The sequence below is a fragment of the Microcoleus sp. C2D2 genome, from assembly GCF_036702495.1.
Classification (GTDB): Bacteria; Cyanobacteriota; Cyanobacteriia; order Cyanobacteriales; family Microcoleaceae; genus Microcoleus.
Window position 1 is genome coordinate 1 of the sequence record NZ_JAUBTO010000022.1, and the last position, 12,501, is coordinate 12,501.

Below are 12,501 nucleotides of genomic sequence, written 5' to 3' on the forward strand. Positions count from 1 at the left end.
AGCGCTGTTTTAGCCAAAGAATTTCCGTTTTGCGATGAACTCAACAGCATGGCTCGACAATCGAGCGCAGAAAGAGCGTGGTCGGCGATCGCCCGATTTTACGACAACTGTAAAAAGAAGACTCCGGGGAAAAAGGGGTTTCCGCAGTTTCAGAAAGACAACCGATCAGTCGAATATAAAACAAGCGGATGGCGGATGGCACCAGACCGAAAAACTATCACTTTTACCGACAAGAAAGGAGTCGGAAAACTCAAATTAAAAGGGACGCGCAACTTACATTTCTATCAGCTTGCTCAAATTAAGCGAGTACGCTTAGTAAAGCGAGCAGACGGGTATTTCGTCCAGTTTTGCGTTCAAGTTGACAGAACTGAAAAAATTGAAGTCACTGGCAAGGCCATTGGATTAGACGTGGGGCTAAAAGAGTTCTATACAGACTCTAATGGCGTTGCCGTCGAAAATCCGCGATTTCTGGGCAAGGGAGAGCGCAGGTTAAAGAAAGCCCAAAGACGAGTTTCCAAACGAGTCAAGGGTTCGCAGAACAGAAAAAAAGCTAGAGTGATTTTAGGAAAGCGCCACCTCAAAATAAGTAGACAGCGTAAAGATTTTGCCGTGAAATTGGCAAGATGCGTCATCCAGTCAAACGACTGTGTAGCCTAGGTCGATTTGAGGATTAAAAATATGGTGAAGAATCACTGTTTAGCTAAATCGATTAACGACGCATCTTGGTATATGTTCCGAGTCGGGCTGGAGTATTTCGGCAAAGTATTCGGAAGGATTACGATTGCCGTGCCAGCCAGCGGAACAAGCCAAGAATGCTCTAGCTGCGGGACAATTGTTAAGAAAAATCTATCAACGCGAACCCATACCTGTCGGTGTGGATGCGTACTTGATAGGGATTGGAATGCAGCTAAAAATATCCTGAGTCGCGGATTGAGTACGGTGGGGCACACCGGAACTTGGGTCTTAGATCCGAACGCTTGTGGAGAATTGACCGCTACTGATGTTGAAGTAATTCTGCATCAGCAAGTCGATTCTGCGAAACAAGAATCCCCTTGGCTTTAGCCAGGGGAGTGTCAATTGCTCAAAACCGACAAACCAATAAGCAACGCTCATTCTATGGCCACCACAACCGACGAGCCATTACCCTTACACGAACTTATTTCGCGGATTTTGGCACCGGAACCCTCCTTCCAGAAGCCGAAGGGACTTCTATCGGGACTGGGTACGATGCAAACCCTCAATCAGCGCCTCGCAAATCAACCCCTGCTGGATTTCATCAACGCCACTTTACGTGGGATTGGTCAAGTCATTTTCGTCAACAACCCCTTAAGTGGATTGCTAATCCTCGCTGCTATGTTCATTCAGTCTCCCTGGCTGGGGGGCATGAGCTTAGTGGGGACGGCCAGCGCAACGTTAACGGCGATCGTCCTCAAAGCCAATCCAGGAGCCATCCAGAATGGGATCTTCGGGATCAATGGAATGCTTGTTGGTGCGGCGATGGCGTTCTTTGGGGGGTTTGGTAATGGAGCCTGGAATCCTGTCTGGGCGATCGCCGTCATTATCCTCTCGGCTCTCACAGCCGTGATGATGGAGACGGTAGGGACGTGGTTTGCCACCCGGTTCAGAGTGGCTCCACTGGGCCTCCCATTTAATGTGCTGATGCTGACCTTTCTACTCCTGCTGGCATTTGTACCCCAACCCTTCTTCGATCTGGGACCGCCGCCGCCCCCTTTTCCCGCTGGTGCGATTGACGGATTTCGCTTGATCCAATCGCTGCCGATGGGTCTGGGGCAGATCTTTTTCTCAGACAAGCTTGTTTCAGTTTTGCTAGTCGTCCTAGGCATTGCCATCTGTACCCCGATTGGGGCAGTCGTGGGATTGCTGGGTTGCGCCATGTACCTGCTAGCGGGTTTGCTGCTGGGAGCCAAGCCGGATGAACTTTATACGGGTTTGTGGGGCTACAATGCAGCTCTCACCGCGACGGCAATTGGGGGAGTGTTTTACACGCCAAACCGTCTCAGCATTTCGATCGGTCTGATCTGTGCTTTCTTGGCATCGATCGCCAGCATTCTCTTAGCACCCCTGTTCTCGCTGCTGAAGCTACCCCTTCTGTCCGTGCCTTTTTCCCTTGTGACGATTGGGTTCTGTCTGATTTTGCAGCGATCGCTGCCTTCACTCGTACCCGTCGTGCTGCATACAGTGGCGAGTCCAGAAGAACATCGACAGCGGTTCCGTGCAGCCAAGGAAACTATTGGTAGCTTCCGGCAACAACTCAGAGCCGCACTTCAGGGGCAGCAACACCATATCTTGTTTGAGCAGGCAACTCCTGCGATTAAAGGCGATTTGCGCTACATCTTCGATGCAATCGATCGCGATCGCAGTGGGTTTCTCTCAACCCAGGAGCTTGCCACTCACTTGCATCAGGCAGGAAAAGTCCTCTCTGAGGGTGAACTTACCTATCTGTTCAACTGCATGGATAGAGATGGCAGTGGTGCGATCGACTTTGAGGAATTTGGCGAATTAATGTTGCGCCATCAACGGCTGATGTCGAGATACACAGAATTTGTCACCTATTTCCTACCGATTGATGTCGATGCAGATGATACCATCAGTATGCAGGAGATGAATACCGCACTACGCAGTTTGAGAGAGCCACCTCTATCTGAGGATGAAATCACATTCTTACAAGAGCAAACAGGAGGCCAGTCATTAACCTGGAATCGCTTTATTGAAGTGCTGCTCCTGACTTAAACCAACATTGCTAAACAATTCTATTCAGAGGTAAAAGACTATGACGCTCACAGAACGGTTTAAAAGTTTCACTATCTTACATTCCAATGATATGCATGGAGACTTTTTGGCAGAAGCTACGGGACTCGCAGAAGGTCATGTGATTGGTGGAATGGCGTTACTTTCAGGCTATATCAATAAAGTTCGCCAGGAGGAGAAAAACGTGCTTTTTGTTATTTCTGGTGATATGCTTCAAGGCTCTACGATTGATTCGGAATATAAAGGCTTTTCCACCATAGAAATTATGAATTACCTGGCTCCCGACGTAGTGACGCTGGGAAACCACGAATTAGATTATGGGTTGCCTAACTTACTTTTCCTGGAAAAAATGGCAAATTTTCCGATCGTGAATGCCAACTTGTATATCAAAAAGTACAACAAACGCTTGATGAACCCCTATATCATCCTCAATGTGGATGGCTTCGATATTATGTTCATTGGAATTATAACTGAAGAATCTCTTAAAACATTAAAACGTGACAAAAACATTGGTACATTCGTAAGTCTTGAAGATGCCGCTTCAGAAGTTGGTAAAATTTGCAACGCCTACAAAAATGACGACATTGACCTAACAATTCTCCTGACTCATATCGGTTTTGAAGAGGATAAAAAACTCGCAGCATTGCTAGACCCAGAATGGGGTGTGGATCTGATAATTGGCGGACACTCCCATACATTTTTAGAGCAACCTGCCGAAGTTAACAACATTCTAATTGCCCAAGCCGGAGTAGGCACAGATCAAATTGGGCGTTTCGATATTGTAGTGGATGACGATACTAATAGCATTATTGAATGGAAGTGGCAGCTCTTACCTGTAGATAATAATCTCGCCGGGCCAGATCCCGAAATCGAAAAGCTGATCGCTACCTTCAAAGAAGGCGTAGATCGTAAGTACAATCGACTGATTGGACGATTAGCACGTCAACTGACCCATCCTAGGCGTGAAGAAGAAACAGAATTGGGGAACTTATTCGCTGATATTTTTGCCCAATTAGATAGCTTAGATGTAGTTTTTGTTGCCAGTGGTTCAATCCGGGGAAAAGAATTAGGACCGGCAGTAACATTGAGCGATCTTAAACAAATATTCCCTTACGAAGATCCTATGCATAAATATAGGGTAACAGGCCTACAGCTTAGAAAAATATTCGCGCACATTATGAGATTGGAAAACCGAATACCTGGTGAAAGTGAGTATCTTCAGGTCAGTAAAGGTGTTCGGGCAGTTTATAGAGACGCGGAAGAAAAGCTGGAATCTTTAAGTATTAATGGACAACCTGTACAAGATGATGGACACTATACCATCTGTATGGATGGCTATCGTTTCCAAAATTCAGAACATACTCTAGGCCTAACCCATGAAGAATTAACACAATTAGCTGACCCCAAGGTAGTCACAACATCTTGCCAGGATGTCATTGAAGAATACTTTAGTCATCATCAAAATCTTGATAGCCATATCGAAGGAAGATTTGTCTACAAGTAAAGGTTTGAAGTTCTTGCTTTACGGGTTCTACCTGTACGGTCACAATTTACTTCTAATAAGTTTAATGGAGCAGTAATAGCATGATCGCTCTTTCAAATCAGTCCTTTCCAGTAATAGTAGATACAGACGGTGGTGTTGATGATGCCTTGGCTCTGATTATGGCCTTGAATTCACCTCAATTAGACCTGAAAGCCGTCACCGTTGTCGCTGGCAATATTAACGTCGAGCAGGCGGCGAATAATGTGTTGCGCGTCATCAGTATTGTGGAGCCAGATACTTCGCCCATTGTTGCCAAAGGCTGTGAAAAACCACTGCTGAAACCTCCCTTCAATGCCGCAGGAATTCATGGGGCAGATGGTTTGGGTGAGTTGGAGCAATTTAAGGAAGCGGATGGTACAGCTCGCTATCCCAAACTTACTACTAAGCCATCTACAGAGAATGCTATCGATCTGCTTCTTTCGGCAGCTAAAGAGTACGATAATCTGACGATTATTGCTTTAGGACCACTCACAAATCTAGCCACAGCGATTCAGAAAGATGGCGCAACCATGAAAAAAATCGGGCGGATTGTCATTATGGGTGGGGCGGTTACAGTACCGGGAAATATTTCAGCAGCGGCTGAATTTAACTTTTTTGTCGATCCCGATGCCGCTCAAGTTGTGATGGAGTCAGGAATTCCCCTTACCTTGGTTGGTCTAGATGTGGCGATGAAAGCGCCTTTACCCCGCCAAGTTGTTGAAGATAATTTACAGCGCCGTCCTTCAAAACTTAGCCAATTTATTGCGGATTGCACGGGAATTTATATGGCTTTCTACCGTGACAACGAAGGCTTTTATGGGTGTTATTTACACGATCCCTTGGCGATGGCGGTTGCAATAGATCCCAGTTTGGTAAGGACAGAATCGCTACATATGATGGTTGAAACCCAAGGAAGATTCACGACGGGAATGTCACTAGCCGATCGCCGCGATCGCAGAGATGAGGAAACGAACCCCCCCAATGTACAGGCTTGCTTAGATGTGGATACTGAACGGTTTATGCAGCTATTCGATCGACTTGTCTGACGAGTGACCCAGCCCAAAAACGGATATCGTGCCACGTACTTAAGTCGTGGAAAGATAAAAATTTTAGACCAAAGTTCAAGCTCCCAGATTTATCTGTGGGGTAAATCTAAAATCTAAAATCTAAAATCGAGTGACACAGGTTGTACAATAGACCTCTTGCAAAAATAATTAGGACGGGCAAGATGCCCATCCCACAAGAAAAAATAACTCTTGTGGGATGGGCCGAAGAGCCCGTCCCATCAATTGAGCAAAAGGATTTTTGCAAGAGGTCTAATGCCCGATCGGACTTTTATACAATCATCCGTTGCTCGATCAACCTTATCCTATGACAACTCCACTCACTCATCCCAGAATCATTCTCGACACGGATCCGGGCGGAGACGATATCTATGCTTTTCTTTGGCTTCTGAGCTTGGTCAAATCAGGACTAGCTGAACTTGTCGCCGTTACTTCCGCAGATGGCAATGTCGCTGCTAAACGCACGTTTTCTAATGCGTCGCAGATTTTAAATTTAGCAGGGTTCCCAGAGATTAAAGTGGGTCGCGGTGTCCCCATCAAACAAGTTGTGGAAGATGCCGGACATATTCATGGGGCGGATGGGATGGGGAATCTGTCTCATACTTTACCCCCAGCCACGCATAATTTTGAGGATGCTCGCTACTCCGACGAAATCATCATCGATGAGCTAAACGCAAATCCAGGGGAGATTACCATTGTAGCGATCGGTCCGCTGACAAACCTCGCTGCGGCGGAAACGAAAAGTCCTGGCATCCTCAAAAAAGCCAAGGAAATTGTCATCATGGGAGGTGCTTTTTTCTGTTCCGGTAATGTGACTCCCCATGCCGAATTCAATATTTGGTTTAATGCTGAAGCTGCTCAGACAGTATTTGACAGCCGAGAGGATATTGTCGTGATGCCGTTGGACGTGACCAGACACTTAATTTTCACACGAGATATGACTCAGGCAGTCACTCAGGCGAATCCAGAGAGTAAACTTTCCCAATTCTTGATAGCTCTTTGTGAGTTCATGATTGGCACAGCCTTGGGTTATCGAGAAACAGCAGGAATTCCAGGTCTTCTTGTCCATGATGCAGCAACCTTGGGATACCTGTTTTATCCAGAAACTTTGATGTTGAAAAGGGCAAAAGTTCGAGTTGAAACAAAGGGAGAGTTGACACTGGGACAGACATTGATTGATAGTCGTCCTGCACCGAAAACAGGAGCAAATGCCTGGGTAGCGTTGCAGGTTGATGAGAGCAAATTTTTCACCAGTTTCGTTGAAGATTTGAAGCAGCTATTCACAACCGCCGAGCTTTCGTGAAGGCGAGATACCCAACTTCAAAGAGAAGTCGGGTATCTGAACCGAATCGGCAAAATTAAACCTGTTAGTTTGACAAAGGTAAAAAATAAGGACGACCACAGAGCGGTTTAAAAAGTTTCACGAGCTTACCTTCCAATGATATGCTTGGAGCTGTGTAAGTTCTGAGTTAATCAATTGGCATAAAAAGACCTATTTGCCTCAGATAGTATTTTTGAATGGGGACACGCCAAGCCTTTATAAAAAGTCCTCAATGATGTCTCATGATAGAAATAAAGTAAATAATATCATGAAAAATCCTATGCAATTACTGAATCAATTAAGTATCAAGACAAAACTCACAGTCATGTTGCTGGTAGTCATATCATTTCCGGTTACACCGGAATGATGTTGACGGTTGACTGTTGACTGTTGACTGTTGACGCCGTGAACAGTGAACAGTCAACAGTGAACAGTCAACCGTCAACTCGAATTTACTATTCCGATGCTAACGGATTTGATATCAGCTTTTGTGCTATGCTTTCAACTACCTTTATATGGTCTAGTAGGTAAATCTCTTCTGACCGAAAAAGTCTTCAACCAATTAACCAACCTTCGGGCGGCCAAGACTTATCAAATCCAAGATTATTTTGAAACAATTAACAACCATAGCCAGACTGTCAGAGAAGACCTGACAGCCACCGCCTTCGTGAACGTCAAAACGCGATTCCCTAGTTAAATGCATATCTTTGTTAGAAACAGCACGACTCGCAAGCTGCTGATATCTGTACTTTTCGTTGCCCTGCTCGCTCTCTTGGTTCAGTTCGGTAGTGGGGTCAGAGTTTCGGCTCAGTCTCAAACAAAGTCTGATACATTCAAACCACTGTCTGATATTCCTGCTCAATCACAACAGGTTGAGACAGGAATCTTTGTAATGAACCTCTACGATCTTGATATCTCCAGCAATACTTGCTCCCTGGACTTCTATGTTTGGTTTAAGTGGAAGGGTAACCTAGACCCAACTGCCAACCTGGAGTATTTCAACGGAGTTAGCGACTCAGACACGACTTCAGTCCCCTCATATAAAAAGCCCGAAAAACTACCAGACGGTCGCTTCTTTCAAGCTGTGAGAGTTGAAGGTCGCTTTGTCCAACCGTTTGCTTTGGCAAAGTATCCGCTAGATCAGCAGAATCTAACGATTTCGCTAGAAGATTCAGTTTCTACTGTTGACCAAATGGTTTACGTAGCAGACAACAAGCAGTCGGGTTACTCAAGTAAGATATCAATTCCGGGCTGGGAAATTCAAGCGGCTGATATGTCGAGTCTAGTTCATGAGTACACGACTAATTTTGGCGATCCAAGATTGGGAGATATAACTCAGTATTCGATTCTACAATATTCACTGACTGTCTCTCGACCCGTTAGTTTCTTCGTTTGGAAACTGCTGTTACCTCTGGTGATTGTTGTCGCTGCCAGTTGGGGAACATTGCTGCTCAAGCCACAATACGTTGATTCCCGCATTGCCCTATCCGTGACTGCACTGCTAACTACTGTATTTTTACAGCAGTCCTACTCTTCAACACTACCGAATATTGGCTATCTAGTTTTGTTAGATAAGATATATGCCCTGGCGTACCTACTGATTACTATTTCGATTTTGGAAGCGATCGTAACCGCTGACTGGATTAAGGATGAGACACCAGAAAACTCTGCGCGAGTTGTTCGACTAGATCGCACGCTTTTAGCAATTCAAATATTAGTTTTTGTTGGAGGAGTGGTGCTACTTATGTTGCTGTCGTGACCTGAGCAAGGCAAAGGTTAATTTGAGAGGCAGCATCTCGTATGAGAGCATCTGGGGTTTTCCCAAGTGGAGCATTGAGCTTAGCAGAACGAGGAAGAAGATAAGAGGTGTTTGATGTGCTTTTATAACTGACTGGTGAGGAATCTGTAAGTATAAAAGCTTGTCCTGAAGGCGAAGTTGAGAAGCCGCATCTCGTATGAGAGCATCTGGGGTTTTCCCAAATGGAGCATCGAGCCTAGCAGAACGAGGAAGAAGGTAAGAGGTGTTTGATGTGCTTTTATAACTGACTGGTGAGGAATCTATCAGTATAAAAGCTTGTCCTGAATGAAATGCGAGCCGTTACAAGGCGATCGCCAACAATAATCAGAGATTAGCTTTTTATTCTAATTCTTAGACATGAAAAAAACAAGGCAAAGAATATCAAAAAACATCCTATGCAATTACTGAATCAATTAAGTATCAAGACAAAACTCATAGTTATGTTGCTGGTAGTCAGCCTTTGCGCTATGCTCGCCAGCACCTATATATGCTCTAGTAGTGGGAAAGCTACTCTGACCGAAAAAGTCTTCAACCAATTAACCAGTCTTCGGGCGGCCAAAACTTATCAAATCCAAGATTATTTTCAAAGCCTTTACCACCACAGCCAAACCTTAAGCGAAGACCTGACAGTCGTCGGTGCCATGCAGGAGTTCAAGACAGCCTACCGCCAACTTGAACAATCAACAGTACCAGCGGATTTTGACGCAAAAATTGATACCTACTACCGGACAGAATTTCTAACCAAACTAACGCGAACTAACGAGGGCTCGCCCGTTCTGGCATCCTACACGCCAAAAACAACTGCTGCCCGTTACTTGCAGTACCACTACATCGCTGCTAACCCCAACCCCGCTGGCAAAAAACTTCTCCTTGACAATCCAGGCGACGCCAGCGCTTACAGCCGCATTCACGCCCGCTACCACCCTATTTTTCGCAATATAGTTGAAAAATACGGTTACTACGATATGTTTTTGATCGATCCCGAAGGAACTGTTGTCTACACGGTTTTTAAAGAAGCTGACTTTACCACAAACTTCACCAACGGCCCCTACAACGAGAGTAACCTAGCATCCGCGATCGCCGCAGCACGACAGGCTAAAGGAACGGGCTATGTAAAAATAGTAGATTTTAAACCGTACACCCCTTCCTACGGTGCGCCTGCGGCTTTTATCGCTGCCCCAATCTTTAACGGCTCCCAATTCATTGGTATTTTGGCGTTCCAGCTTCCCGTTGACAAAATTAACAATGTAATGACTGGCAACAAAAATTGGAAACAAAATGGTCTGGGCGATTCAGGAGAAACTTATCTGGTGGGGTCGGATTATTTAATGCGGTCTGCGTCTCGTTTCCAGATTGAAGACCCAGAAGGTCTTGCAAAAACTCTACGCTCGATCGGTACTGATGAAAAGACACTCAAGAAAATCAAAGAGTTTAATACTACCATCCTCCTACAGGAAGTGCAAACAACAGCCGTGAAGGAAGCGTTGTTTGGAAAACAGGACACGCAGGCGATCGACGATTATCGTAATATTCCAGTTTTGAGTTCTTATGCTCCACTAGAGATTGATGGATTGAGGTGGGTGATCTTGGCGGAGATTGATGTTTCTGAAGCCTATGCCTCAATTCACTCGTATGAAAAAAAAGTTGTGATTGGAGCTACTATAATCATCGCGCTAATCACGCTTGTTGCGATCTGGCTGACCTCAATTTTTGTCAAACCCATCAATACTTTAATCAAAAGCGCTCGTAAGGTGGGAGCTGGGGAATTTGACGCGGTTGTGAAATCGGGTTCGCAAGATGAATTTGGAGACTTAGCTAAGTCATTTAACCAAACGATAGGCAGCCTTCGTACCGAAACTCAACTAATCGAGCGCCAAAATCGCGAAAATGAAGCATTAGTCTTAAGTATATTTAGTCCCGCAATCGCCAAACGCCTCAAACAGGGCGATCGAGAAATTGCCGAGCAGATTTCTAATGTCTCGATATTGTTTTCCGACCTCCACCAATTCACCAAGCTGACTCAATCAATGTCCCCTCAAGAGGTTGTTCGCTTGCTGAATGAACTGGTAACAGGCTTTGATGAAATGACAGATAAATACGGTCTAGAGAAGATTAAAACTATTGGTGACGGTTACATGGCTGTATGCGGGCTTGGTATGCCGCGTCTGGATCATGACAAACGCACGCTAGATTTTGCTTTGGAAATGCTGTCGTTTGTCCGCCGATTTAGTTATGAAAAAGACTTACATCTAGACCTGCGGATCGGCATCAATTCAGGAGATGTGGTTGCAGGCGTGATTGGTAAAAATAAATTGCTATACGACGTTTGGGGCGATAGTGTAAATATTGCCAATAGATTGAAGTCGGCTTGTCCGCCAGGAACAATCTTAGTTTCTCAAGACCTCTGCTCGCGCCTCCACGATCTCTACGATTTTGAGCTGGTTGGTGAAATTCAAGAACCTGGAAAAGAAAAATTAGTGGCTTGGCAAGTCAAAAGTTCTAAGCTGACGGTAAGTGTTCGAGAGGAAGAAGTTTATGAGTAATTTAAGCTTTTCAAACGACTGGCAAACCTGGGCGGTAATTGTCGGATTGGGGTTCCCACTCCTGGTCGTTTTACTAGGAGAGGTTATTTATCATCTAGAAAGGCGCGGTAGACCGCTGGCGGCTACGCTGCAGGTTGTCAAAAACCTCGTCCTGCCCGTCTTAATGCTGATGGTTTTAATCCGGAATGTCGTGAGGCTTGACGTTGACGGGAATTTTGCAAAGCTCGTCGCAACGCTGTTTTGGATATCTGTTATCTACGCTTCTCTCTCGCTGTTTAATGTGATTTTGTTTGAAGAAGCTGAGGCAAATACATGGCGGGCACGGATGCCCAAACTGCTGATCGACCTTTCTAGGTTGTTTTTGGTGCTTGTGGGAAGCGCGATCGTACTGGCGGTGGTGTGGGGTGCAGATTTGGCTGGTCTTGCTACCGGATTGGGCGTTAGCTCGATCGTGATCGGTTTGGCGCTTCAGGACACGTTGGGCAGCATCATGTCGGGCATTGCGCTGCTTCTAGAGCGCCCCTTCAGTGTGGGTGATTGGTTGCGTATTGGAGATATCGAAGGGCAGGTAATTGATATCAATTGGCGCTCGGTTCGCCTGCTAACTCTCCAGCGGCAGGTGATTATCGTTCCCCATCAATTTGTTGGAAAAGAAATAATTCATAATTACAGCCAACCAGAACGCATTTACAACCAACGCATCAATATTGGCTTTTCCTACGATAGCCCCCCTAACCTCGTGAAGCAGGTACTACTAAGTACAGCTTTGGCTACACAGGGAATATTAGCCGAACCCGAACCAGAGAGCAAAACCACATCCTATGATGAGACTGCAATTATCTATGAGGTGGAGTTTTTTATCGAAAACTTTGAGGATATGGAGCAGATACTCGATCGATTTATGACGCGAGTCTGGTACGCAGCGCAGCGAAACAACCTGACGCTCTATCGCTACCGATACGAGTATGCTGTGGAAGCTGCTGATAAGGCAGATAGCGCTTCAAGTAAGTTAGCTCAAAGCCTGCACTCAATTCCCGGATTTATGCCTTTAGCTAGAGAACCCAAAAATTTGGATGACTTAACTAAGGGAACTATTTTACAGAAGTTTGGTGCGGGAGAGAAAGTCATCCGGCAGGGCGAGCCTGGTAATGCTTTGTACATTATCATTGCGGGTCAGGCTAAGGTCACACTCACGAACAAATCGGGCATGGAGTTGGAGGTAATGACTATTTTGCGCGGTGAGTTTTTTGGCGAGATGGCACTGTTTAGTGGGGAACCGAGCCCGGTATCAATCACCGCCGTTGACGATTTGCAGGTTCTTGTCATCTACTCAGATGCTGTAAATACGATGATTGAACGTCAACCAAGCTTGGGGCGCGAAATAGGTCAAATTATAGAAGCGCGAAGTAAAGCCATAAGTATGGCCGGGCAGGCAGATTAGGCGGCTAGGCATCGGGACTACTTTTCTTTTCGGCTTGTGGCAA

Annotated in this window: 7 protein-coding genes and 1 pseudogene; all 8 read left to right on the plus strand. The window is 45.5% G+C overall.

Annotation, left to right across the window (positions count from 1 at the left end; genetic code table 11):
• A pseudogene (locus QUB61_RS09905) lies at positions 1–1,062 on the plus strand (RNA-guided endonuclease InsQ/TnpB family protein); the annotation flags it as partial.
• Positions 1,063–1,116: 54 nt separating this feature from the next.
• Entirely contained in the window at positions 1,117–2,751 is a 1,635-nt protein-coding gene (locus QUB61_RS09910) for an urea transporter (RefSeq protein ID WP_333123194.1), read from the plus strand.
• A gap of 40 nt (positions 2,752–2,791) precedes the next feature.
• Positions 2,792–4,273: a bifunctional UDP-sugar hydrolase/5'-nucleotidase gene (locus tag QUB61_RS09915; protein ID WP_333123199.1), complete on the plus strand. Its 1,482-nt coding sequence runs from the start codon at positions 2,792–2,794 to the stop codon at positions 4,271–4,273.
• An 80-nt stretch (positions 4,274–4,353) separates the two neighbouring features.
• Complete coding sequence (locus QUB61_RS09920) at positions 4,354–5,337, plus strand: nucleoside hydrolase (RefSeq protein ID WP_333123202.1); 984 nt, start codon at positions 4,354–4,356, stop codon at positions 5,335–5,337.
• Between the two features lie 325 nt (positions 5,338–5,662).
• Positions 5,663–6,658 carry a nucleoside hydrolase gene (locus tag QUB61_RS09925; protein ID WP_333123204.1) on the plus strand — a complete coding sequence of 332 codons (996 nt, stop codon included), beginning with the start codon at positions 5,663–5,665 and terminating at the stop codon, positions 6,656–6,658.
• Positions 6,659–7,373: 715 nt separating this feature from the next.
• Positions 7,374–8,435 (plus strand): hypothetical protein, encoded by a 1,062-nt coding sequence (locus tag QUB61_RS09930; protein WP_333123206.1) that lies wholly within the window; start codon positions 7,374–7,376, stop codon positions 8,433–8,435.
• A gap of 434 nt (positions 8,436–8,869) precedes the next feature.
• Positions 8,870–11,017, plus strand: a complete 2,148-nt coding sequence (locus QUB61_RS09935; protein WP_333123208.1) for an adenylate/guanylate cyclase domain-containing protein — start codon at positions 8,870–8,872, stop codon at positions 11,015–11,017.
• Positions 11,010–12,458, plus strand: a complete 1,449-nt coding sequence (locus QUB61_RS09940) for a mechanosensitive ion channel family protein (RefSeq protein WP_333123210.1) — start codon at positions 11,010–11,012, stop codon at positions 12,456–12,458. The genes QUB61_RS09935 and QUB61_RS09940 overlap by 8 nt, the downstream gene beginning before the upstream one ends.
• The last annotated feature ends 43 nt before the right edge of the window (positions 12,459–12,501 follow it).